Raw genomic sequence first — 22775 nt, 5'->3', positions numbered from 1 at the left:
CAGCGGAGGGGAGTAGCCCCCAATCGTCGAGTCGACATACTGGCGCACAGGCCGGCCGACGAACCGGTTCACCCGGTTGGCGAGACCTTCGACCGGGGTTCGACGACTTGTCGTCGACGACGCGTCGAAAGGTCGCCCGACATGCTCGCCGCCACACTGTTGACTCTGGGAGTGGTGTTCGTCGCCGAACTCGGCGACAGGTCGCAACTGATCACCATGACCTACGCCCTGCGCTATCGGTGATGGGTGGTGCTGGCCGGGGTGGCGCTCGCCGCGTTCACCGTGCACGGCGTTTCGGTGACCGTCGGCCACTTCCTGGGCGCTGCTCTGCCGGCCCGGCCGCTGGCGTTCGTGTCGGCCCTCGCCTTCCTCGCGTTTGCGGTGTGGGCATGGCGTGAGGGCGCGGCCACCGACGAGACCGAATCGCAGCCGCGCGAACCGCGATTCGCGTTCCTGACCGTTGTGTCGTCGTTCGCGCTCGCGGAGATGAGCGACAAGACCGCGCTGGCGACGGTGACGTTGGCCAGCGATCACGATTGGGCCGGAGTGTGGGTCGGCTCGACGCTGGGCATGGTGCTGGCCGATGGCTTGGCGATCGCCGTCGGACGGCTGCTGCATCAGCGCCTACCGGAAAAATTGCTGCACGCCGCGGCCGGCCTGCTGTTCCTGACGTTCGGGCTGTGGATGCTGCTCGACGCCGCTTTGGGCTGGCGCTGCGCGGCCGTCGCCGCGACCGTCGCCGTGGCGGTGGCCGCCGCCGTAATCGCGGTCGCGCAGATGCTGCGGCGCCGCAGAACCGTAACCCCGACCGGCACGCAACCACCGCCTACCGGCTAAGTTAACGACGCCTCGCCCGCCGGTGTCCCGGAGTCGTCTGCCGGGCGGCGCGGCGGTCCGCAAGACCGCTTTCGCATTCGGCAGCAAAGGGTGTGCTAAATCGTGCCGGATTGCCGACCCGTTGCGGTGCGATCGCCCAGCACGACTCGGCATATTTGCGTCCTCGTCAGCTGGTCATCCGCCCGCCACTTCGGAACGGGTGCCGAATTCTGCGGATAACCTGTGAGTTCCATAGAATTAGTGGACACCTCAGCGAATCAGTTAGACGCTCGTCGAGTGGGGAGTTTCTGGGTGTCAGCTATGCCCGTCGCGCTTCCCTCGAGGTTTGCACTTGGTGACGGTCATCAAGCCTCGCTAGCATGATCAGCAAATACACCTAGGTAATAGTTCACTTCTACAGCCCAGTGGAGGTCCTTCCTATGAGCACGACGTTCGCTGCTCGCCTGAACCGCCTGTTTGACACGGTGTATCCGCCGGGCCGCGGGCCGCACACCTCCGCTGAGGTCATCGCGGCGCTCAAGGCGGAGGGCATCACGATGTCGGCTCCCTACCTCTCCCAGTTGCGTTCCGGCAACCGCACCAACCCGTCGACGGCGACCATGAACGCCTTGGCCAACTTCTTTCGGATCAAGTCGGCCTACTTCACCGACGACGAGTACTACGAGAAGCTCGACAAGGAACTGTCGTGGCTGGCCACGACGCGCGACGACAATGTGCGCCGCATCGCGGTGCGCACGGCCGAGCTGTCCCCCGAGGCGCAGCGTGAGGTCATGGAGCGGGTCAACGAGTTGCGCCGCGCCGAACACTTAGACGCCTGAGGTCACCGCCTGGCACCGGCTACCGGACCTGCCCTGGAGGGCTGCCGCCCGCCGATTCCGATTAGGGTTGGCTCAGCGGATCGCGCAACCGCGAGAGCGCCAGACAACGATTGCCAGCGAGATCACCGGGGAGGCGGCCGCGAATGGGCCTGTTCCGCAAGCGAAAGAGCCGCGCGACGCGTCGCGCTGAAGCCCGCGCGATCAAGGCCCGCGCGAAGCTCGAGGCCAAACTGGCCGCAAAAAACGAGGTTCGCCGCGCCAAATCCGCGCAGCGGGCGGAGAGCAAGGCGCTGCGCGCCCAGATCAGGGCGCAACGCGACCGCGACCGCAACGCATTGAAGGTCGCCGAGGCCGAACTCAAAGCCGCGCGCGAGGGCAAGATCTTCTCACCGACCCGAATCCGCCGGGTGCTGACGGTGTCTCGGCTGCTCGCGCCGATCCTCACCCCGGTCATCTACCGGGCGGCCATCGCGGCCCGTGCGCTGATCGATCAACGTCGCGCGGATCAGCTCGGCGTTCCGCCGGCGCAGATCGGCCGATTCTCCGGCCATGGCGCCCAGCTGTCGGCCCGCATCGCCGGGGCGGAAAAGTCGCTGCGAATAGTGCAGGACCGCAAGCCCAAGGACGCCGAGACCAAGCAGTTCGTGTCCGCCATCGCCGAACGGCTCACCGATCTGTCCGCGGCGATCACCGCGGCGGAGAACATGCCGGCCGCCCGGCGCCGAGCGGCCCACGCCGCAATTTCGTCGCAGCTCGACGGGATCGAGGCAGACCTGATGGCCCGTCTCGGGCTGAGCTGAGCACCCGCACGGAAGGCAGCGCCGGGCATGTCAATCCTCACCAAATGGATCTCGCGCACCCTGAGCGCGCTCACCGTCGCCGTCGCCCTCTATCTCGCGGCGGCGGCCCAGATCCCGGCGGCGTGGGCGCACGTGCACGCCAGCAGCGACAACGCGGTGCGCGGGGCCATGGCGATCGTCACGTTCCAGGTGCCCAACGAATCGAACACCGGGGCGCCCACCACCGCGCTGACCGTCACGCTCCCGAACGTCAAGTCGGCACGCACCGAGAGCCTGCCGGGCTGGACGGCCAAGCTCGACCGTGACACCGCGTCCGGCACCGTGCGCTCGGTGACGTGGACTGCCAACCTCACCGGCGGGATCGGCCCGGACCAGTTCGGGCTGTTCCGGCTGGCGGTGCAGTTGCCCGATACCGATACCGTGAGCTTTCCCGCCACGCAGACCTACGCCGACGGGACCGTCGTGAAGTGGGACCAGCCACCCCTGCCGGACGGGAGCGAGCCCGAGCACCCGGTACCCACGCTCACCCTCACCACCGGCCCGGCGGGCGCGCACCAAAACCACGGGCCACCCGCTGCCGCGCCCGCGAGGTCGACGGTGGCCGACAACGCCGCGCGGCTGCTGGGGGGCGCTGCCCTGGTGGTCGCCGCCGCGGGCGTCGCGATCGCACTGATCCGCCGACGAACATGAGGCGCCTGGCGGTTGGCGTCTGCGTCGGCGTCATGTTCGTGATCGCCACACTGACCGCGCCGGCCGCGGCCGCACACGCCACCCGGGTCTCCACGGATCCCGCGGCCGATGCGGCGCTGGCGTCCGGGCCGCCGCGGGTCAGCGCCACCTTCAACGAGCAGTTGCAAACCACGTTCGCCGCCATGACGGTGGTCGGGCCGGACGGCAACGTGTGGTCTACCGGGGACCCCACCGTGCAGGGCGCGGTGGTCGGTATCGGCCTGCGACCCCTCGGGCCGGCCGGAACGTACACGGTGAATTACCGGGTGACCTCCGCCGACGGCCACGTGGTCTCCGGGTCATGGTCGTTTCGGCTCACCGTGCCCGGCACCGGCACGCCCGGTCCAGCCGTGGCGGGCCCGGGTGGCGGCGGCGCCCTCCCGATCTGGCCATTCGTGGCGATCGCGGTGGCCCTCGTCGCCGGCGGCGCCTGGTGGGCGACGCGCGGCAGGCGGTGAGAACAGTGGCCGGCGACCGGTGGCCGAGGCGCCGGGAGGCGTCCTGGCATGATGGGACCTTGAACCCGCTGAGCTAGGGGAACGACGACAGAGGAAGCTCAAAGGAGCGGCCGCATGGCAGACCCGCAGGACCCGACGAACAGCGCACCCGAAGGCGCCGGCACCCCGCCGGAGAAGAAACCGCCCGCCAAGGCGGTGAAGAAGACCGCCAAAGCGCCGGCCAAAAAGGCACCTGCGAAAAAGGCGCCCGCCAAGAAAGCCCCGGCCAAGAAAGCACCCGCCAAGAAATTGCCGGCGAAAAGCGCCGAACCCGCTGCCGCGCAGCCACCCGAGCAGCCAGTAGACGTGCAGCAGCGCGCCGAAAGCAACGGCGACTTGACCGCTGCCGCCAAAGATGCTGCCGCACAGGCGAAGTCCACCGTCGAGGCAGCCAACAACCCGGTCTCTCCCGCAGTCGCGGGCCCGGCGGCGAGCCAGTCTCCGCTGCCGCTGATCGTGGCCCTGGCCGTCAGCCTGCTGGCCATCCTGCTCATTCGTCAACTGCGTCGCCACTGAGCGGCAGCGTCTAACGTGTCAGAAGTGACGGTGCCATTCCGGCCGACGGCCGACCTCGTGGACAGTATCGGTCCCGACGTACGCAGTTGCGACGTCCAATTCCGCCAGCTAGGCGGCCGGGCCGAATTCGCCGGGCCGATCAGCACCGTGCGGTGCTTCCAAGACAACGCGCTGCTGAAATCGGTTCTCTCGGAATCGGGCCGCGGCGGGGTCTTGGTCATCGACGGTGACGGGTCGTTGCACACGGCGCTGGTCGGCGATGTCATCGCCGAGTTGGCCCGCTCCAACGGCTGGGCCGGGCTCATCGTCAACGGCGCGGTGCGCGATTCGGCCATGTTGCGGGGCATGGACATCGGCATCAAGGCGTTGGGCACCAATCCCCGCAAGAGCACCAAGACCGGTGCCGGCGAGCGCGACGTCGAGGTAACCCTGGGCGGGGTGGCGTTCGTGCCGGGCGAGATCGCCTACAGCGACGACGACGGGATCGTCGTCGTCGCCGCGGGCCAATGATCCGTTAAACCGCTACCGGGGCAGGCTTTTTCGCGAACTTCAGGCCATCGTCGTCGACCTTGCCGCGCCGGATGGTGCGCATGTCGAAGAAGTAGTTCTGCTTGAGCCGCCACGGTGCCCGTGATCCCGACTTGGGCAGCAGGTGCATCGAACGCCGGAAGTAGCCGGGAGTGAAGTCCATGAACGGCAGCTCGTCGACGTCGTCGCCCGGATGCTGCGGCTCGACGAAGTCAAACCCGTTGGCGTCCATGTAATTCAGCAACCGGCAGACGAACTCGGAGACCAGGTCGGCCTTCAGCGTCCAGGACGCGTTGGTGTAGCCGAAGGTGATGGCGAAGTTCGGCATGCCGGAGAACATCAGGCCCTTGTAGGTCATCAGTGAAGTCAGCTCGATGTCCTCGCCGTTGCGGGTCGGGTTCACCCCGCCCAGCAGCTGCATGTTCAATCCCGTTGCGGTGATGATGATGTCGGCCGCCAGTTCGTCACCCGAGGTGAGCTTGATGCCGGTCTTGGTGAACCGGTCGATGGTGTCGGTGACGACGTCGGCCTTGCCGTGCCGGATGGTCCGGAAAAAGTCGCCGTCGGGGGCCAGGCACAACCGCTCGTCCCAGACGTTGTAACGCGGGCCGAAATGCTTTTCGACGTCGTAGCCCTCGGGCAGGCGCCGCTGCGCCATCGTCATCAACGTCTTGCGCATGTAAGCCGGTGCTTTGCGGGACAGCTGGTACTGGAAGGTACTGAACGCTATGGCTTTCCAGCGGTTGGCCATGTGCGCGAGGTGCTCGGGCAGCAGCCGGTTGGCCTTCTCGGCGAAGGGATCGACACCCGGCAGCGAGCCGATGTAGGTCGGCGAACGCTGCAGCATCGTCACGTGACCCGCACCCGAATTCACCAGGGCGGGAATCAGGGTGATCGCGGTGGCGCCGGACCCGATGACGACGATTCGCTTGCCCGCGTAGTCGAGGTCCTCCGGCCAGTGCTGCGGATGGACGATGGTGCCCCCGAAGTCGTCGGAGCCCGGGAAGGTCGGGGAGAAGCCCTCGTCGTAGTTGTAGTAGCCGGTGCAGGCGAACAGGAATGAACTGGTGATCTCGCTGCGCCGCCCGTCGGTCTCGACGGTCACTGTCCAGCGGTTGTCGGTGTCGGACCAGTCGGCGGCCACCATCCGGTGGCGGTAGCGGATCTTGGGCTCGATCTTGTTCTCGACCGCGGTCTCCTTGATGTAGGCCTTGATCGAGGCCCCGTCGGCAATCGACTTCGCCGAGCTCCAGGGCTTGAACCGGAAGCCCAGGGTGAACATGTCCGAGTCCGACCGGATGCCCGGGTACTTGAACAAGTCCCAGGTTCCGCCCAGGTCGGCGCGGCGTTCGAGGATGGCGTAGCTCTTCGTCGGGCAGCGTTGCTGCAGGTGCCAGGCCGCGCTCACGCCGGAGATTCCGGCGCCCACGATGAGGACGTCAAGGTGCTCAGTCATGCCCGCAACGTTATCAACGCCGTGTTGAGGTAGTCAACACCATGTCGAGACTTTCGACAACGTGTAAAGTGGCGGCCGTGACTACCGTCGGTTCCGCCCGCACCCACCGAGGCAGGCGTTCGGCGCGCCCGTCCGGCGACGACCGCGAACTGGCCATCCTGTCCACCGCCGAGCAGCTGCTGCAGGAGCGCCCCCTCGCCGACATCTCCGTCGACGACCTGGCCAAGGGCGCCGGCCTGTCCCGGCCGACGTTCTACTTCTACTTCCCGTCCAAGGACGCGGTGCTGCTCACGCTGTTCGAACGCGTGATCATGGAGGCCGACTCCGCACTGGAGACCTTGGTCGCCAATCCGCCCGCCGACCTGAAAGCGTTGTGGCGCATCGGGATTAACGTATTCGTCGAAACCTTCGGCGCGCATCGCGCGGTGTCACTGGCCGCCGACGCCGCGCGCACCAATAAGGACGTCGACGACCTGTGGTCGCGGTTCATGCAGAAGTGGGTGGACCACATCACCACCGTGATCGAAGCCGAACGCGCCCGCGGCGCCGCGCCGGTGACGCTGCCGGCCCGGCACCTGTCCGCGGCGCTGAACCTGCTCAACGAGAAGGTCATGCTCAGCTCGTTCGCCGACGGGCGGCCGTCCGTGCCCAGCGACCAATTGCTCGACACGCTGGTGCACATCTGGGTCAGCAGCGTCTACGGCGACGCCTGCTGAGCACGGCCTGTCGGCACCTTATGCGAACATATGTTCGTGCGATGCGATGCGTCCATCCTGCACGCGGACCTCGATTCCTTCTACGCGTCCGTCGAACAGCGCGACGACCCGACGCTGCGGGGCCGCCCGGTGATCGTGGGCGGCGGCGTGGTGCTGGCCGCGAGCTACGAAGCCAAGGCTTACGGCGTGCGGACCGCCATGGGCGGGTCGCAGGCGCGACGGCTGTGTCCGCACGCCGTGGTGGTGCCGCCGCGGATGAGCGCCTATTCACGCGCCAGTGACGCCGTCTTCGAGGTGTTCCGCGATTGCTCCCCGATCGTCGAGGCGCTATCGGTAGACGAGGCCTTCCTCGACGTCGGTGGGCTGCGCCGGGTCAGCGGCACGCCGGTCGCGATCGCCGAGCGGCTGCGGGCCGACGTGCGCGACCGTGTCGGGCTGCCGATCACCGTCGGCGTCGCCCGCACGAAATTCCTCGCCAAGGTGGCCAGCCAGCAGGCCAAGCCCGACGGACTGCTGCTGGTGCCGCCCGATCAGGAGCTGACCTTTCTGCGGCCGCTGCCGGTGCGCCGGCTCTGGGGTGTGGGCGCGGTGACCGCCGAGAAGCTGCGCGCGCACGGCATCGTGACCGTCGCCGACGTCGCCGAGCTCAGCGAGTCCGCCCTGGGCTCCATGGTGGGCGCTGCGATGGGCCGCCAGCTGTATGCGTTGTCCCGCAACATCGACCGCCGACGGGTGACCCCCGGGGTGCGTCGGCGGTCCGTCGGCGCACAGCGGTCCTTGGGACGCGCCGGAAACACCATGTCGGCCAACGAAATCGACGCCGTGGTGGTCAACCTGATCGACCGCATCGCTGGCCGCATGCGCGTCGCCGGCCGCACCGGCCGCACGGTGGTACTGCGGCTGCGCTTCGACGACTTCACCCGGGCCACCCGATCGCACACGCTGCCGTGGGCCACGTCGTCCACGGCGCCCCTGCTGGCCGCCGCGCGCCAACTGGTCGCCGCGGCGATGCCGATCATCGCGCAGCGCGGCCTGACGTTGGTCGGCTTCGCGGTGTCGGGCATCGACCGCACCGGCTCGCAGCAGCTGATGCTGCCGTTCGCCGAGCCGAAGCACCGCATGCCGGGCGACGACATCGATGCGGCAATCGACCGGGTGCGCCGCCGCTACGGCAAGTCGGCGCTCACGCCCGCGGTGCTGCTGGGCCGCGACCCGGGCGTGGAGATGCCGCATCTGCCGGACTAGTTGGTCCCCGTCCACTCCAGCAACTTGTCCGCCGGCCAGGTGTTGACGATGCGGTCGACGGGCACCCCCGCGTCCAGCGCGCGCTGGGCGCCGTAACCGAGGAAGTCCAGCTGACCTGGAGCGTGGGCGTCGGTGTCGATGCTGAACACGCACCCGATCTCCAGCGCCAGGTTGAGCAGCCGGGTCGGCGGATCGCGGCGCTCCGGCCGCGAGTTGATCTCCACCGCGGTGCCGTGATCGCGACAGGCGGTGAACACCGCCTCGGCGTCGAACTTGGATTCGGGCCGGATGCCGCGGTTCCCCGAGACCAGCCGGCCGGTGCAGTGGCCGAGCACGTCGGCGTGCGGATTGGCCACCGCGCGCAGCATGCGCCGGGTCATCGCGGCGGCATCCATCGACAGCTTGGAATGCACGCTGGCCACCACGACGTCGAGGCGCTCCAGCAGCTCGGTCTCCTGGTCGAGACTGCCATCGTCGAGGATGTCGACCTCGATTCCGGTCAGAATCCGCATCGGCGCGAACTGCTCCCGCAAGCCCTCGATCGTGTCGAGCTGCTTGCGCAACCGCTCCGGCGACAGCCCGTTGGCGATGGTCAGCCGCGGCGAGTGATCGGTCAGCGCGCAGTACTCGTGACCCAGCGCCGCCGCCGCGGCCATCATCTCCTCGATCGGCGCCGAGCCGTCAGACCAGTTGGAATGCAGATGCAGATCGCCGCGCAGCGCGGAACGGATGTCGCCGCCACCGAGATCCTCGGCGGTAGAACGCAGTTCGATCAGCAAGTCGGGCTCGCGGCCGGACCAGGCCTGGTCGATGACCTTGGCGGTCTTGGGGCCGATGCCCGGCAAGGACTGCCAACTTTTGGCCTGCCCGTGTCGCTCCCGGGCCGCGTCGTCGAGACCCTCAATGATGTCGGCCGCGTTGCGATAGGCCATCACCCGCCGGGGGTCGTGACGGCTTCGGTCCTTGTAGTAGGCGATCTGCCGTAACGCCGCTACCGGATCCATGTCTCCAGTGTGCCCGCGCGGTGACTGCAAGCGCGGCGAAGCCGGGCGCAGCAGGTCACCGCCAAACCTTCGCGGGACTGCAAGCGCGGCGAAGCCGGGCGCAGCAGGTCACCGCCAAACCTTCGCGGGACTGCAAGCGCGGCGAAGCCGGGCGCCGCAGGTCACCGCCAAACCTTCGCGGTGACTGCAAGCGCGGCGAAGCCGGGCGCAGCAGGTCACCGCGCGCTCGAGTTTAGTTGCCCTTCATAAACACCGGCTAACGTCGATGGCATGCGATTCGCTTTCAAGACTTCCCCGCAGAACACCACCTGGGCACAGATGCTGGCCGTCTGGCAAGCCGCCGATGACATCGAGGTCTACGAGTCCGGCTGGACTTTCGACCACTTCTACCCGATCTTCTCCGACAGCAGCGGGCCCTGCCTGGAGGGCTGGACGACGCTGACCGCGCTCGCCCAGGCCACCAAGCGGCTGCGGGTGGGCACGTTGGTGACCGGCATCCACTACCGGCACCCGGCGGTACTGGCCAACATGGCGGCCGCGGTGGACATCATTTCGAACGGGCGGCTCGAGCTGGGCATCGGCGCCGGCTGGAACGAGGAGGAATCCGGCGCCTACGGCATCGAACTGGGCAGCATCAAGGAACGCTTCGACCGCTTCGAGGAGGCGTGCGAGGTGCTGACCAGCCTGCTCAGCCAGGAGACCACCGACTTCGACGGCAAGTTCTACCAGCTCAAGGGCGCCCGCAACGAGCCCAAGGGTCCGCAACGCCCGCACCCGCCGATCTGCATCGGCGGCAGTGGGGAGAAGCGCACGCTGCGGATCACCGCCCGCTACGCCCAGCACTGGAACTTCGTGGGCGGTCCGCCCGACGTGTTCGCCCACAAGCGTGACGTCCTGGCCTCGCACTGCGCGGACATCGGCCGCGACCCCAAGGAGATCACGCTCTCGGCGCATTTGCGCTTGGAGCCGGACCTCGACTACGGGAAGGTCGTCGAGGACGCCGCCGGGCTGGCCGCCGAAGGCCTGGATCTGGGCATCGTCTACCTTCCCCCGCCGCACGACCCGGCCGTGCTGGAACCGCTCGCCGAGGCGATCCGCGACTCCGGCCTATGGGATCGGTGACGGCGTTTTCCGACCACATCCGGGATCGCCCCGGCGAAGATCCCGCCGGACATCGCTGAGCAAACCCGCGGCGCGCCAGTGCGGGCGCCCGCCGGATGATCACGCACCGAAGAGCAGCAAGTCCTGCGCGGTCACCAGACGCTCATGCTTGGCGGGGAATTCACGACTTTTCACCGGGTGACGCAACCATGACCAGGCGATTCGCCCCATCCGTGTCCGAGGTAATGGGTGAATATGCACAAGAATCTCTCCTGCAATCGGTCGTTCAACCGGGAAACCGGTGTGACCCCCATGTGAGCGGGCTCACAACGGGTTATTAGACACCTACCGTCTGGCAAACAGTGGGAGACTCGCCGGGCGAGGCTGGTCGTGTTTCTAGTGTGACTGGTGTTACTACTGAAGCGGAACGGCGGTGGGCTTGACCGGCGCCGGTAGCGCGGTCGACCCCATCAGGAATCGGTCCGCCGCGGCCGCGGCCGCCCTGCCCTCAGCTATCGCCCAGACGATCAGCGACTGGCCACGACCCATGTCACCGGCGACGAAGATGCCCGGCACCGACGTGTCGAAATCGGCGCCGCGGGCCACGTTGCCGCGTTCGGTGAGCTTCACCCCGAGGTCGGTGAGCAGGCCCTCCTTCTCGGGGCCGACGAATCCCATCGCCAGCAACACCAGGTCGGCCTCGAGCTCGAACTCGGACCCCTCGACCTTGACGAACTTGCCGTCTTCCATGGTCACCTCGTGCGCCTTGAGGGCCGTCACATGACCGTCTTCGCCGACGAATTCCTCGGTGTTGACCGAGAACACCCGCTCGCCGCCCTCTTCGTGCGCCGAGGACACCCGGTACATCAGTGGGTAGGTCGGCCACGGGGTGGACGGCGCCCGCGTCTCCGGCGGGCGCGGCATGATCTCGAACTGGTGGATGACCGTCGCGCCCTGGCGGTGCGCGGTGCCCAGGCAGTCGGCGCCGGTGTCCCCACCACCGATGATGACGACCTTCTTGTCCTTGGCGGTGATCGGCGGCTCCCCGTCGGGACCCAGCACGTCGTCGCCCTGCTGCACGCGGTTGCCCCACGGCAGGTACTCCATCGCCTGGTGGATGCCGTCCAGTTCACGGCCGGGAATCGGCAGGTCGCGCGCCGCGGTGGCGCCGCCGGCCAGCACCACGGTGTCGAAGTCGGCGCGCAGTTGCTCGGCGGTGATGTCGACGCCGACGTTGACCCCGGCCCGGAATTCCGTTCCCTCGGCCCGCATCTGGTCCAGCCGGCGGTCCAGGACGCGCTTTTCCATCTTGAATTCCGGGATGCCGTAGCGCAGCAGCCCACCGACGCGATCGGCCCGCTCGAAGACGGTCACGGTGTGGCCGGCACGGGTCAGCTGCTGGGCGGCGGCCAAACCCGCCGGCCCGGAACCGACCACGGCAACCTTTTTCCCGGTCTTCTCCTCCGGCGGCAACGGCCGCACCCAACCCTCGTCGAAGGCCTTGTCGATGATCTCCAGCTCGATCTGCTTGATCGTCACCGGATCCTGGTTGATGCCCAGCACACAGGCCGGCTCACAGGGAGCGGGACACAGGCGCCCGGTGAAGTCGGGGAAGTTGTTGGTGGCGTGCAGCCGCTCGATGGCGTCGTGCCACCGATCCCTGCGCACCAGGTCGTTCCACTCCGGAATCAGGTTGCCCAGCGGGCAACCGTTGTGGCAGAACGGAATACCGCAGTCCATGCAACGGGTCGCTTGCTCGCGCAAGGTCTCGTTGTCGAATTCTTCGTAGACCTCGCGCCAGTCGCGCAACCGAATCGGGACAGGCCGACGCTTCGGAAGTTCCCGACGCGGATATTTCAGGAAGCCGCTCGGATCAGCCATGCGCGGCCGCCATGATCGCATTGTCGACATCCACACCGTCGCGTTCCGCTTCGGCGATGGCCTGCAGCACGCGCTTGTAGTCCCGCGGCATCACCTTGGCGAAGTGCCGCCGGTGTTGCGGCCAGTCACCCAGAACGCGCTGGCCCACAGCGGAATCGGTGGCATCAACGTGTGCCTGAATCATGCCCTGCAACCACTCGTAGTCATCTTCATCCAAGCTCTCGAGCTCGACCATCTCTGTGTTGAGATTGCCGGGGAATTCGCCCTGCGGGTCGTAAACGTAGGCCACGCCGCCGGACATGCCCGCCGCGAAGTTACGGCCGGTGCGACCGAGCACGACAACCTTGCCGCCGGTCATGTATTCGCAACCGTGGTCCCCGACGCCCTCGACGACGGCGTGCGCCCCGGAGTTACGGACGGCGAACCGCTCGCCGACGACGCCACGCAGGTACGCCTCGCCGCTGGTCGCGCCGAACAGGATCACGTTGCCGCCGATGATGTTGTCTTCGGCGACGTAGTCCTGGGGCGCGTCGTCCGACGGCCGGACCACGATCCGGCCACCGGACAAACCCTTGCCCACGTAGTCGTTGGCGTCACCGTAGACCCGCAGCGTGATGCCCGCGGGGACGAACGCACCGAAGCTGTTGCCCGCCGACCCGTCGAAGGTGATGTCGATGGTTCCGTCCGGCAACCCTTGTCCGCCATAGGCTTTGGTGACCTCGTGGCCGAGCATGGTGCCCACCGTGCGGTTGACGTTGCTGATGGTCGTGGAGAACCGCACCGGCTTTCCGGAGTCCAGCGCCTCGCGGCTCATCACGATCAACTGCTGGTCCAGCGCCTTGTCCAGGCCGTGGTCCTGGCGTGAGCTGCAATACAGGTCCTGGTTCATGAACGCCGATTCCGGCTCGTGCAACACCGGGGTTAGATCCAGCCGGTGCGCCTTCCAGTGCGCTCGAGCCAGCGTCATGTCCAAGGACTTGACCTGGCCGACGGCCTCGTTGAGCGTGCGGAAGCCCAACTGCGCCATGTATTCGCGGACCTCTTCGGCGATGAACATGAAGAAGTTCTCCACGAATTCGGGCTTGCCGGTGAAGCGTTCGCGCAGCACCGGGTTTTGGGTGGCCACCCCGACCGGGCAGGTGTCCAGGTGGCAGACCCGCATCATGATGCAGCCGGAGACCACCAGCGGCGCGGTGGCGAAGCCGAATTCCTCGCCGCCCAGCAGCGCCGCGATCATCACGTCGCGGCCCGTCTTGAGCTGACCGTCGACCTGGACCACGATCCGGTCGCGTAACCCGTTCAGCAGCAACGTCTGCTGCGTTTCGGCCAGCCCCAGCTCCCACGGAGCCCCGGCGTGCTTCATCGAGGTCAGCGGAGTCGCACCGGTGCCGCCGTCGTGGCCGGAGATCAACACCACGTCGGCGTGCGCCTTGGACACCCCGGCGGCGACCGTGCCGACGCCGTTCTCGGAGACCAGCTTGACGTGCACCCGCGCGGACGGGTTGGCGTTCTTCAGGTCGTGGATCAGCTGCGCCAGATCCTCGATGGAGTAGATGTCGTGGTGCGGCGGCGGCGAAATGAGGCCGACGCCGGGGGTGGAGTGGCGCACCTCGGCCACCCACGGGTACACCTTGTGCCCCGGAAGCTGGCCGCCCTCACCGGGTTTCGCGCCTTGGGCCATTTTGATCTGGATGTCGGTGCAGTTGGTCAGGTAGTGCGACGTGACGCCGAACCGCCCGGAGGCGACCTGCTTGATCGAGCTGCGCCGCCAATCGCCGTTGGGATCGCGGTCGAACCGCTTGACGTCCTCGCCGCCCTCACCGCTGTTGGACCGGCCGCCCAGCCGGTTCATCGCGATGGCCAGCGTCTCGTGCGCCTCGGCGGAGATCGAGCCGTAGCTCATTGCCCCGGTGGAGAAGCGTTTGACGATTTCGCTGGCGGGCTCGACCTCGTCCAGGGGGATCGGCGGATTGACGCCGGCCCGGAACTTGAGCAGACCGCGCAGCGATGCCATGCGCTCGCTCTGGTCGTCGACCAGCCGGGTGTAGTCCTTGAACACCTTGTACTGGCCGGTGCGCGTGGCATGCTGCAGCTTGAAGACGGTCTCGGGGTTGAACAGGTGGTACTCGCCCTCCCGGCGCCACTGGTATTCCCCGCCCACCTCGAGCTCGCGGTGCGCCCGCTCGTCCGGGCGGTCCAGGTAGGCCAGCGCGTGCCGGGCGGCGACGTCGGCGGCGATGTCGTCCAGGGTGATACCGCCGATCGGACAGCTCAGGCCGGTGAAGTACTCGCTGAGCACGTCCTCGGAAATGCCCACCGCCTGGAACAACTGGGCACCGGTGTAGGACGCCAGCGTTGAAATGCCCATCTTGGACATGACTTTCAGCACGCCCTTGCCGGCGGCCTTGATGTAGTTGTTCAGCGCCGTCTTGCGATCAATGCCTTCGATGACGCCGCGATCGAGCATGTCCTCGATCGACTCGAACACCATGTACGGGTTGATCGCCGCGGCACCGAAGCCGACCAGCGCGGCCATGTGGTGGACCTCGCGGGCGTCACCGGTTTCCACCACCAGCCCGACGTGCGTGCGGGTCCGGTCGCGCACCAGGTGGTGGTGCACCCCGGCCACCGCGAGCAGCGACGGAATGGGCGCCATCTGCTCGTCGGATTCGCGGTCGGACAGGATGATCACCCGTGCGCCGTCAGCGATCGCCGCCGACGCCTGCGCGCGCACCTCCTCGAGGGCGGCGGCCAGTCCGGCGCCACCCTCGGCGACCGGGTACAGGCAGCGAATCACCTTGGAACGCATGCCATGTGGGCGGCCGTTGACCTCGGCTTCCGGGTCGAGGTTGACCAGCTTCGCCAGCTCGCGGTTACGCAGGATCGGCTGCGACAGCGCGATCTGGTGACAGGAGCGTTCGGTGGGCGTGAGCAGGTCGCGCTCACCGCCGGTGGTGCCTTGCAGACTGGTCACCACCTCTTCGCGAATGGCGTCCAGCGGCGGGTTGGTCACCTGCGCGAAGAGCTGCTGGAAGTAGTCGTAGAGCATCCGGGGCCGCTGCGAGAGCACCGCAACCGGGGTGTCGGTGCCCATCGACCCGATCGGCTCGGCGCCGCTGCGCACCATCGGCGCGACCAACAGGTTGAGTTCCTCGTAGGTGTAGCCGAAGATCTGCTGGCGCTTGACCAGTCGGTCGTGCGGCATCCGTTTGTAGTTGCCCTGCGGCAGGTCGTCGAGCGGCACCAGGTTCCTGTCCAGCCACTCCTGGTACGGGTGCTCGGCGGCGAGCTCGGCCTTGATCTCCTCGTCGGAGACGATGCGGCCCTGCGCGGTGTCCACCAGGAACATCCGGCCGGGCTGCAGCCGCATCCGGCGGACCACCTTGGCCGGGTCCAGGTCCAGCACACCGGCCTCGGAGGCCATCACCACCAGGCCGTCTTCGGTGACCCAGATTCGCGACGGGCGCAAGCCATTACGGTCGAGCACGGCGCCGATGATGGTTCCGTCGGAGAAGGTGATCGACGCGGGGCCGTCCCACGGCTCCATCAACGAGGCGTGGTACTGATAGAACGCCCGCCGCGCGGGGTCCATCGACTCGTTGCGTTCCCAGGCCTCGGGGATCATCATCAACACCGCGTGGGCCAGGCTGCGGCCGCCCAGATGGAGCAGTTCGAGCGCCTCATCGAAGCGCGCGGTGTCGGAGGCCCCCGGCGTACAGATCGGGAACAGCTTTTCGACGTCGGCTTCCGTTCCGAAAACGTCGGTCTTGATCAGCGCCTCGCGGGCGCGCATCCAGTTTTCGTTACCGGTAACGGTGTTGATTTCGCCGTTGTGCGCGACGCGGCGGAACGGGTGCGCCAGCGGCCACGACGGAAAGGTGTTGGTGGAGAACCGGGAGTGCACGATACCCAGCGCGCTGGTCAACCGATCGTCTTGCAGATCAAGGTAAAACGCCTTGAGCTGCGGTGTGGTCAACATGCCCTTGTAGACGAATGTCTTGCCGGAAAGGCTTGGGAAGTACACGGTTTCGCGACCGGGGCCGTCCTGGCCCGGGCCCTTATTACCCAGCTCGTGCTCGGCACGCTTACGCACCACGTACGCGCGGCGCTCCAGCGTCATACCGGACGCGCCTGCCATGAACACCTGCCGGAAGGTGGGCATCGCGTCTCGGGACAACGCGCCCAGCGACGAGTCGTCGATGGGCACGTTGCGCCAGCCCAGCACCGTCAGGCCCTCGGCCTCGGCGATCTTCTCCACCGCTGCGCACGCCGTCGCCGCGTCCTTGGACGACTGCGGCAGGAAAGCGATGCCGGTGGCGTAGCTGCCCTCGGGCGGCAACTCGAAGTCCACGACCTCACGCAGGAAGGCGTCCGGGACCTGAAGCATGATGCCGGCGCCGTCACCACTGCGGGGCTCGGCACCCTGGGCACCCCGGTGTTCGAGGTTCAACAGCGCGGTGATTGCCTTATCCACAATGTCGCGGCTACGACGGCCGTGCATATCGACGACCATGGCAACCCCGCACGAGTCGTGCTCGAACGCGGGGTTGTATAACCCGACGCGCTTGGGCGTCATATGCACCTGACCCTTCACCTGAACGTTCTGCGCGGCCGTTAGCAGCGGCCCCGATGAGGTCGCACCCGGAGATTGCGGGCTAGAACTCCGTCGGTCTTGTCTCGATGGGCTGTGCCCCAGGCGGAGATGATCCTGTTAGGGATGCCCGTGCAGCTTTGAACGGTGGCCTGGAACCGGTCTCGACAAGTCGTAAAACGATATGACAATACCCGCCTGACATGCCAACTTCGTCAAGTCTAACCGCCCGCCGGTCAGCGTCGTAACTTTCGCTGCCGCCGTTGATCTTCGTTTGTGCCAATCCCCTGCCCGGGGCCACGAATTCCTTCCGTAGCCGCACCCGATCCGGGGGGTCCCGGCCCCGCGCGGCGAGTTTGCCAGCCGACGTTGCCGCGCGCTGGTCGATGTTGCTGGATGCGGGTACGGGCGTGCTCAATCCCCAGCCAGCGACGTTGCGGCGGCCCGAACCGCGCGCACCGGAGTTTGCCGGTGCGCAGATGGGGCCTGGCAGGAGATACTAAGACGGGAAGCGCTCACACCCGGCGTCGCAGGCCGGACGTGGCGCTTATCACGTAACACGTTCGTGCTGCCGGTCCATCGGCGCGACGATCGACCGCCTGGCACGCGAGGAGCCCATGAACGAGCGCGACGAATTCCTCCGGGACCGTCTGCAGCCCGAGCGGCCGGGCACCCCGGCGGCACGCCCGTCCGGACCCGCGCCGCAGCAGTCCCAGCCCGCCCCCCACGGACCCCGGTCCGCCGCCCCTCCAGCCGCCCAGCGGCCCGCTCCCCCGCTTCCGCCGTCGGCTCCTCCCGCGCCCCCACCGGCCCGGCCTTCGGCGCCGCCGCAGGGCTGGTCGCCGCCCCCTCAATCGGCTCCGGTCGCCCCGCCGACGTTCCGGCCGGCGCCCCAGCGGCCGACCCGTTCCGCTGCTGCGGCGCCGCAGGCGTCGCCCACCGGCCCGCAACCGGGTCCCCGACAGGGCGGTGAATTACCCGACCGCGGTTGGCGACGCGTCCTGCGGCTGGTCACCTTCGGCCTGGTCAAGCTGGGCCCGTCGCCGGCCCAGCAGCAGGAGGCCCAATTCGAGGCCGCCATCCGGACCCGCCTCTACGGCAATTACAAGGTCGGCGTGCTGGGCAAGGGCGGTGTGGGAAAGACGTCGGTCGCCGCGAGCGTCGGCTCGCTGTTCGCCATGCTGCGCAGACAGGACCATGTCGTGGCGATCGACGCCGACACCGCCTTCGGCCGGCTCAGCAGCCGCATCGATCCGGCGTCGACGGGTTCGTTCTGGGAGCTCACCGCGGACAAGAACCTGCGGTCTTTCGACGATGTGGTGGCACGGCTGGGCCGCAACTCTGCGGGTCTTCACGTGCTCGCCGGCGAACCGGCGTCGGGCCCGCGCCGGGTGCCCGATCCGGCGATCTACCGGGAGGCCGCGCTGCGGCTGGACCGCCATTTCACCATCTCGGTCATCGACTGCGGCTCGACGATGGATGCGCCGCTCACCCAGGAGGTCCTGCGCGACCTGGATGCGCTGATCGTGGTGTCCTCGCCCTGGGCCGACGGTGCATCCGCCGCCGCGCGGACCATGGAGTGGCTGGCCGATCAGGGCTTAACCACGCTGCTGCGGCACAGCATCGTGGTGCTCAACGACTCCGACGGTCACGCCGACAAACGCACCCGGGCGCTGCTCGCCCGCGAGTTCACCGATCACGGCCGGCCGGTCATCCAGGTGCCTTTCGACCCCCACCTGCGGCCCGGCGGCGTCATCGACGTGAGTCACGAGATGGCCCCGGCCACCCGGCGCAAATTCCTCGAAATCACCGCGACCGTCGCCGGCTACTTCGCGGCGCGTCCCGACAGCGCGAAAGACCAGCGCCCGGCGGACACGTGAGAACTAGGCCCGCGCCGACGGATCGGCGATCGCCTCGATCTTCACCACCTTGGATCCGCGGATGGTCAGCACGATGACGGCGAACAGGCGGCGCTCGCTGAAGGCCAGCAGCACCGGGGCCCCGGCCGGGCCGCTGACCAAGGTCACCTCCGGCCACAGATAGCGCAACAGGTTGGTGGCCACCGCATCTGGCCCGTGGTTGATCTGCGGTGGCGGTGCCGGATCCGCGAGGATCGTGCCCACGCCCCAGACCGTCGGGTCCAGCACGGCGGCCAACCCTTGAAGGTCGCCGTTGGCGCATGCGGTGATGAACTTTTCGGTGACCAACTGGTGCTCGGCCGGCGCCACGTTGGCCGTCTGCGGTTGCGCGGCAAGGAATTTCGATCGCGCGCGCCGCGCCAGCTGCCGGCAGGTGCCGACCGGGCGGCCCACGGTCTGCGAGATCGAATCGAAGGGGACACCGAAGACGTCGTGCAGCACGAAGGCAACCCGCTCGGCGGGGCTGAGCCTGCGCAGCACCTCGAGCAGCGCGGTGCGTACCTCGTCATCGAGGGTGATCCGGTCGGCCGGGTCGAAGAGGCGCGGCGCGGGTTGCTCTGTGACGTCGCCCGGGCGCTCGTAACGGGCGCGGGCCGAGCGGACCTGGTCCAGGCAGAGGCGGCTCGCCACCACGGTCAGCCAGCCGCGGATGTCCGCGATCTCGTTCGGTTCCGCACGTGAGAGGCGCAGGAATGCCTCCTGCGCAATGTCTTCCGCCTCGCCGACGTCGCCCAGCATCTGATAGGCGAGGTTGACCAGATAGGGGCGGTGCCTGCGCCAGGCCTCGCTGACCTGATCGCTGGCCGACGGCGACTGGTTCATGACTCTTCGACGATCTGCCGGGGCGGAAAGTTACACGTTCTGCGATGTAACTTTTCCACTTTTTGCCCCGTCGTCTCAGCAGTGCAAGAAGTTCACGGAAGGAATCTTTTCATGACCATCGTCGTCACCGGCGCGACCGGCAATGTCGGGCGTCCACTCGTCACCGAACTGCTGGGCGCGGGAGCTCACGTTCGGGCGATCACCCGCCAACCGAGAACCGCGGGATTCCCGCCGGGCGTGGAGATATTCGATTCGACCGCCGCCGCGCTGCCGGGTGCCTCCGCGGTGTTCCTGAATTCGCGGGCGCTGGGCGGGCAGTTGGAAGAGGTGGTGGCCCAATGCCGGCGCGCCGGAGTCACCAAGCTGGTCGCGCTGTCCGCGATCAACGCCGACGACGACGTCACCCGCCAACCGTCCCGGTTCCGCGGCGATCGCAACAGGGAGGTCGAACGCCTCGCCGTCGACGGCGGCCTGTCGTGGGTGAGCCTGCGGCCCACGGTGTTCGCGACGAACTTCGCCGGGATGTGGGCCGCGCAGATCCGCGCCGGCAACGTAGTGGCCGGGCCATACGCGGCCGCATCGACGGCGCCTATCGTCGAGGCAGACATCTCAAGCGTCGCAGCCCGCGCGCTGCTCACCGATGAGCTTGTGGGACAGCGGATCCCGCTGACCGGTCCGCAGGCATTCACCAACTCAGAGCTGGTGGAGGTGATCGCCGGTGCCCTGGGCCGGCCGCTGCAGTATCGCGAGATCCCCGCGGACGCGGTGCGCCAACGGTTTGTCGACCTGGGGTTCGGACCCGGCTTCGCCGACGCGTACATCGCCATGCTCGCCCAGACGCTCGACGCCCCCGCCCTGGTCACCGACGACGTGCAGAAGATCCTCGGCCGCCCGCCAATTTCGTTCGCGCACTGGGTTTTCGAGAACCGCGGCCTGTTCGACAAGGAGAAAGTAGGAATCTGAGATGACCGAACCACGTCCCCCGCGCTACCTCAAGCCCATGAACAGATTCATGATGGCGGTGCAACGGCTCGGGATTCCGACCGGGCCCGCCATGGTGCTCACCGTGCCCGGCCGCAAGTCGGGTCAACCACGCAGCACCCCGATGACCCCCTTCAACTTCCAGGGCGCCCTTTACGTGGTGGCCGGCTATCCCGGCGCGGACTGGGCGGCGAACGCCCGGGCCGCGGGCATCGGCACACTCAGCCGGGGCCGACGGTCACGCTCCGTCCGGATCGTCGAACTCTCCGCCGGCGAGGCCCGGCCGGTGCTGCGGGCGTTCCCCACCGAAGTTCCGGTCGGTGTGGCCTTTGCGAAACGATCGGGAATGGTGCGCGACGGAACGCCCGACGAGTTCGAAGCGCTGGCCGGCCGGCTCGCCGTTTTCCGCTTCGAGCCGGCGTAACCATCACCAGACGATGGCCGCCATGTCGCGGTTGTCCGAACACACGCTGCGCACGGCGGCTTGAATGTCACCCGCGGTGATGATCTGCAGATCCTCTACCGTCACCGGCTGGCCCGCACGCTTTTGTGCGACCACCCGGGTGTCCCGATAGCCCTCCGCGCGTTCGACGACGTTGCGGGCGAACCTACCGTTCTGCATGGCGTCGATGCCGTGCCGGCCGCCAGGAGTGGTGTAGTTGCGGATGGTGGTGGCCGCGTCCAGGAACGTCTCGCGCGCACCGTCGTCGAGCAGGCTGGCACGCGGCGTGGCGTAGCGGTGCGCGATCTCGACGATCTCTGCCGGCGAATAGGACTCGAATCGCAGCTTGCGGTTGAACCGGCCTGCCAAACCAGGGTTCACGGTGAGGAAGGCATCCACTTGGTCTTCGTACCCCGCACCGATGAAACAGAAGTCGAACCGGTGTGCTTCCAGCGCGACCAGGAGCTGGTTGACGGCCTCCATGCCGATCATGTCGGGTGTGCCGTCCTGATGGCGCTCGATCAGGGAATAGAACTCATCCATGAAAATGATTCGCCCGAGCGACTTTTCGATCAGTTCGTTGGTCTTGGGCCCCGATTCGCCGATGAAGTGGCCACAGAAATCGGAGCGGCGCACCTCCCGGATCTCGGGGTGCCGCACGATGCCCATGCCGGCGTAGATTTTGCCCAGGGCTTCGGCGGTCGTGGTCTTGCCGGTACCGGGCGGGCCGACCAGCAGCATGTGGTTGGTCTGCCCCTCCACCGGCAGGCCATGCTCGAGGCGCATCATTCGCACCTCGAGTTGGTCTTCCAGCGCAGCGACGGCTTCTTTGACCGCGGCGAGTCCCACCTGTTTGGCCAACAGTTTGCGCCCCTCGGCCAACAGTTCGGCGCGCCGATCGGCGGCGGCATCGTCGTCAAGCTCGTCGCGGCTCTTCGCCGACGAGGCGTCCCACCGATCGGTCCGGCTGGCGATGGTTTCCTCGTCCGTCACGACCAGGTGCAGGTTCGGGTCGGCCAGTGCCTCCTTGGCCGCCTCGGTCAGCACGCCGTTGATGGTGGCCTTGGAAAGCCAGACCTGGGCCTTGTCCTCTTCGCGCAGCTGCCGGTGCACCATCCCCCGCACGTAAGCGAGATCGGCGACGAGCAGCGGAATGTCGGCAGGGCCGATCGACGCCGTCAACACGTCGGCGTCGAAGCGTGACGACGCCTGGGTGTGCCCGATCACGTCGACCCGGTCCAACCAGTCCAAGGCAACGCGGCCCTGCCCGAGGTGGGCGGCGGCGTGAGCGGCCAACGCGCAAATCGACGCTGTCACAGCCGACATCACGATGGCCTGCGGGGGCAGCTCCTCGGCGGCGGTCAACAACACGTCCGGCCAGCGTTGTGTGCGATACATCAGAAACGTCCTGGCCAGCTGGTGCCACTGGTAATTGGTCCACGAGTCCAGCAGGTCGCGGTTGGCCAGCAGCCTGTCGGCCTCGGCATACTCCCCGGCAATCGTCAACGCGGACGCCAACGCCAGGCCGACCTGCGACGCATCAGTGACGGTGATGCCGATGTAGGGGCCCAGCTGGATCTCCGCCGCCAGCGTCTGCCCGATGCGGGTTGTCTCGCGGTGCAGCCATTCGCTGGTGGCATAGAGCTGGCGCAACGAGGCCAGGTCGTGGTCACCGCACGCGATGCGTCCCAGCCACGCGTCGGCCATCGACTTGTCGGCGTCGGTGGCAGCAACGAACTCAGGCAACGCCGCCGCCCGGCCCTGTTGACTCTTGATCGCCATGGCACGGTCGAAATGCCTTCGGGCAGTTTGTAAGTCACCCATCACGTCCCCCATCCCGAGCACCGTGGGTGTGGTCGGCGGATTTGCGGGCGGCCGCTGTCAGCCGAATC

General features: G+C 67.7%; 18 protein-coding genes and 1 pseudogene. 13 read left to right on the top strand and 6 right to left on the bottom strand.

The window, feature by feature from the left end; translation table 11 throughout:
• Window positions 1-141: 141 nt before the first annotated feature.
• The 7 genes and pseudogenes from ACIUM1_RS15760 to rraA all read left to right on the top strand — a co-directional run.
• Window positions 142-825 (top strand): annotated as a pseudogene (locus tag ACIUM1_RS15760) (TMEM165/GDT1 family protein); the annotation flags it as partial.
• Between the two features lie 431 nt (window positions 826-1256).
• A complete protein-coding gene (locus tag ACIUM1_RS15755) occupies window positions 1257-1655 on the top strand; it encodes a transcriptional regulator (RefSeq protein ID WP_406813592.1) in 399 nt (132 codons plus the stop codon).
• Window positions 1656-1798: 143 nt separating this feature from the next.
• Complete coding sequence (locus tag ACIUM1_RS15750) at window positions 1799-2455, top strand: DUF6474 family protein (protein WP_406813591.1); 657 nt, start codon at window positions 1799-1801, stop codon at window positions 2453-2455.
• 27 nt (window positions 2456-2482) lie between these two features.
• Window positions 2483-3145: a YcnI family protein gene (locus tag ACIUM1_RS15745; RefSeq protein ID WP_406813590.1), complete on the top strand. Its 663-nt coding sequence runs from the start codon at window positions 2483-2485 to the stop codon at window positions 3143-3145.
• Window positions 3142-3642 carry a copper resistance protein CopC gene (locus tag ACIUM1_RS15740; protein WP_406813589.1) on the top strand — a complete coding sequence of 167 codons (501 nt, stop codon included), beginning with the start codon at window positions 3142-3144 and terminating at the stop codon, window positions 3640-3642. Before ACIUM1_RS15745 ends, ACIUM1_RS15740 begins: the two co-directional genes overlap by 4 nt.
• Window positions 3643-3756: 114 nt before the next feature.
• Window positions 3757-4197: a nucleoid-structuring protein H-NS gene (locus ACIUM1_RS15735; RefSeq protein ID WP_406813588.1), complete on the top strand. Its 441-nt coding sequence runs from the start codon at window positions 3757-3759 to the stop codon at window positions 4195-4197.
• Window positions 4198-4221: 24 nt separating this feature from the next.
• Entirely contained in the window at window positions 4222-4707 is a 486-nt protein-coding gene (gene rraA / locus ACIUM1_RS15730; RefSeq protein WP_406813587.1) for a ribonuclease E activity regulator RraA, read from the top strand.
• A gap of 4 nt (window positions 4708-4711) precedes the next feature.
• Here rraA and ACIUM1_RS15725 read toward each other — a convergent pair whose 3' ends face one another.
• Entirely contained in the window at window positions 4712-6181 is a 1470-nt protein-coding gene (locus ACIUM1_RS15725) for a flavin-containing monooxygenase (RefSeq protein ID WP_406813586.1), read from the bottom strand.
• A 41-nt stretch (window positions 6182-6222) separates the two neighbouring features.
• Between ACIUM1_RS15725 and ACIUM1_RS15720 the strand changes: the two genes are divergently transcribed.
• Together ACIUM1_RS15720 and dinB are read left to right on the top strand one after the other, a co-directional pair.
• Complete coding sequence (locus ACIUM1_RS15720) at window positions 6223-6897, top strand: TetR/AcrR family transcriptional regulator (RefSeq protein ID WP_406813585.1); 675 nt, start codon at window positions 6223-6225, stop codon at window positions 6895-6897.
• 30 nt (window positions 6898-6927) lie between these two features.
• Entirely contained in the window at window positions 6928-8142 is a 1215-nt protein-coding gene (gene dinB, locus ACIUM1_RS15715) for a DNA polymerase IV (protein ID WP_406813584.1), read from the top strand.
• Here dinB and ACIUM1_RS15710 read toward each other — a convergent pair.
• Window positions 8139-9146, bottom strand: a complete 1008-nt coding sequence (locus ACIUM1_RS15710; protein ID WP_406813583.1) for a PHP domain-containing protein — start codon at window positions 9144-9146, stop codon at window positions 8139-8141. The genes dinB and ACIUM1_RS15710 overlap by 4 nt on opposite strands.
• A gap of 270 nt (window positions 9147-9416) precedes the next feature.
• On the opposite strand from ACIUM1_RS15710, the gene ACIUM1_RS15705 reads away from it, so the two are divergent.
• A complete protein-coding gene (locus tag ACIUM1_RS15705) occupies window positions 9417-10268 on the top strand; it encodes an LLM class F420-dependent oxidoreductase (protein WP_406813582.1) in 852 nt (283 codons plus the stop codon).
• Between the two features lie 393 nt (window positions 10269-10661).
• Here ACIUM1_RS15705 and ACIUM1_RS15700 read toward each other — a convergent pair whose 3' ends face one another.
• Window positions 10662-12128 carry a glutamate synthase subunit beta gene (locus tag ACIUM1_RS15700; RefSeq protein ID WP_406813581.1) on the bottom strand — a complete coding sequence of 489 codons (1467 nt, stop codon included), beginning with the start codon at window positions 12126-12128 and terminating at the stop codon, window positions 10662-10664.
• Window positions 12121-16704: a glutamate synthase large subunit gene (gltB, locus tag ACIUM1_RS15695; protein ID WP_406813580.1), complete on the bottom strand. Its 4584-nt coding sequence runs from the start codon at window positions 16702-16704 to the stop codon at window positions 12121-12123. The genes ACIUM1_RS15700 and gltB overlap by 8 nt, the downstream gene beginning before the upstream one ends.
• Before the next feature lie 632 nt (window positions 16705-17336).
• Here gltB and ACIUM1_RS15690 point away from each other — a divergent pair.
• Window positions 17337-18599: a MinD/ParA family protein gene (locus tag ACIUM1_RS15690; protein WP_406813579.1), complete on the top strand. Its 1263-nt coding sequence runs from the start codon at window positions 17337-17339 to the stop codon at window positions 18597-18599.
• 3 nt (window positions 18600-18602) lie between these two features.
• Here the strand turns inward: ACIUM1_RS15690 and sigI are convergent, their stop codons facing one another.
• Window positions 18603-19460 carry an RNA polymerase sigma factor SigI gene (gene sigI / locus ACIUM1_RS15685; RefSeq protein ID WP_406813578.1) on the bottom strand — a complete coding sequence of 286 codons (858 nt, stop codon included), beginning with the start codon at window positions 19458-19460 and terminating at the stop codon, window positions 18603-18605.
• Between the two features lie 111 nt (window positions 19461-19571).
• On the opposite strand from sigI, the gene ACIUM1_RS15680 reads away from it, so the two are divergent.
• Window positions 19572-20423: an NAD(P)H-binding protein gene (locus ACIUM1_RS15680; protein ID WP_406813577.1), complete on the top strand. Its 852-nt coding sequence runs from the start codon at window positions 19572-19574 to the stop codon at window positions 20421-20423.
• 1 nt (window position 20424) lies between these two features.
• Complete coding sequence (locus tag ACIUM1_RS15675) at window positions 20425-20865, top strand: nitroreductase family deazaflavin-dependent oxidoreductase (RefSeq protein ID WP_406813576.1); 441 nt, start codon at window positions 20425-20427, stop codon at window positions 20863-20865.
• A gap of 3 nt (window positions 20866-20868) precedes the next feature.
• Here ACIUM1_RS15675 and eccA2 read toward each other — a convergent pair whose 3' ends face one another.
• Entirely contained in the window at window positions 20869-22719 is a 1851-nt protein-coding gene (eccA2, locus tag ACIUM1_RS15670; RefSeq protein ID WP_406813575.1) for a type VII secretion system ESX-2 AAA family ATPase EccA2, read from the bottom strand.
• Between the last annotated feature and the right edge of the window lie 56 nt (window positions 22720-22775).

The sequence above is a fragment of the Mycobacterium sp. M23085 genome (assembly GCF_045343915.1).
Taxonomy (GTDB): domain Bacteria; phylum Actinomycetota; class Actinomycetes; order Mycobacteriales; family Mycobacteriaceae; genus Mycobacterium.
The sequence above is the reverse complement of the archived record's forward strand: the minus strand, read 5'-3'. Positions and strand labels throughout refer to the sequence as shown.

What these genes read in the sequence shown, in the direction of transcription:
- ACIUM1_RS15755 (WP_406813592.1), top strand. Translation starts at nt 1,257, where the DNA reads ATGAGCACGACGTTCGCTGCTCGCCTGAACCGCCTGTTTGACACGGTG.
- ACIUM1_RS15750 (WP_406813591.1), top strand. Translation starts at nt 1,799, where the DNA reads ATGGGCCTGTTCCGCAAGCGAAAGAGCCGCGCGACGCGTCGCGCTGAA.
- ACIUM1_RS15745 (WP_406813590.1), top strand. Translation starts at nt 2,483, where the DNA reads ATGTCAATCCTCACCAAATGGATCTCGCGCACCCTGAGCGCGCTCACC.
- ACIUM1_RS15740 (WP_406813589.1), top strand. Translation starts at nt 3,142, where the DNA reads ATGAGGCGCCTGGCGGTTGGCGTCTGCGTCGGCGTCATGTTCGTGATC.
- ACIUM1_RS15735 (WP_406813588.1), top strand. Translation starts at nt 3,757, where the DNA reads ATGGCAGACCCGCAGGACCCGACGAACAGCGCACCCGAAGGCGCCGGC.
- ACIUM1_RS15725 (WP_406813586.1), bottom strand. Translation starts at nt 6,181, where the DNA reads ATGACTGAGCACCTTGACGTCCTCATCGTGGGCGCCGGAATCTCCGGC.
- ACIUM1_RS15720 (WP_406813585.1), top strand. Translation starts at nt 6,223, where the DNA reads ATGTCGAGACTTTCGACAACGTGTAAAGTGGCGGCCGTGACTACCGTC.
- dinB (WP_406813584.1), top strand. Translation starts at nt 6,928, where the DNA reads ATGTTCGTGCGATGCGATGCGTCCATCCTGCACGCGGACCTCGATTCC.
- ACIUM1_RS15710 (WP_406813583.1), bottom strand. Translation starts at nt 9,146, where the DNA reads ATGGATCCGGTAGCGGCGTTACGGCAGATCGCCTACTACAAGGACCGA.
- ACIUM1_RS15705 (WP_406813582.1), top strand. Translation starts at nt 9,417, where the DNA reads ATGCGATTCGCTTTCAAGACTTCCCCGCAGAACACCACCTGGGCACAG.
- ACIUM1_RS15700 (WP_406813581.1), bottom strand. Translation starts at nt 12,128, where the DNA reads ATGGCTGATCCGAGCGGCTTCCTGAAATATCCGCGTCGGGAACTTCCG.
- gltB (WP_406813580.1), bottom strand. Translation starts at nt 16,704, where the DNA reads ATGACGCCCAAGCGCGTCGGGTTATACAACCCCGCGTTCGAGCACGAC.
- ACIUM1_RS15690 (WP_406813579.1), top strand. Translation starts at nt 17,337, where the DNA reads ATGAACGAGCGCGACGAATTCCTCCGGGACCGTCTGCAGCCCGAGCGG.
- sigI (WP_406813578.1), bottom strand. Translation starts at nt 19,460, where the DNA reads ATGAACCAGTCGCCGTCGGCCAGCGATCAGGTCAGCGAGGCCTGGCGC.
- ACIUM1_RS15680 (WP_406813577.1), top strand. Translation starts at nt 19,572, where the DNA reads ATGACCATCGTCGTCACCGGCGCGACCGGCAATGTCGGGCGTCCACTC.
- ACIUM1_RS15675 (WP_406813576.1), top strand. Translation starts at nt 20,425, where the DNA reads ATGACCGAACCACGTCCCCCGCGCTACCTCAAGCCCATGAACAGATTC.
- eccA2 (WP_406813575.1), bottom strand. Translation starts at nt 22,719, where the DNA reads ATGGGGGACGTGATGGGTGACTTACAAACTGCCCGAAGGCATTTCGAC.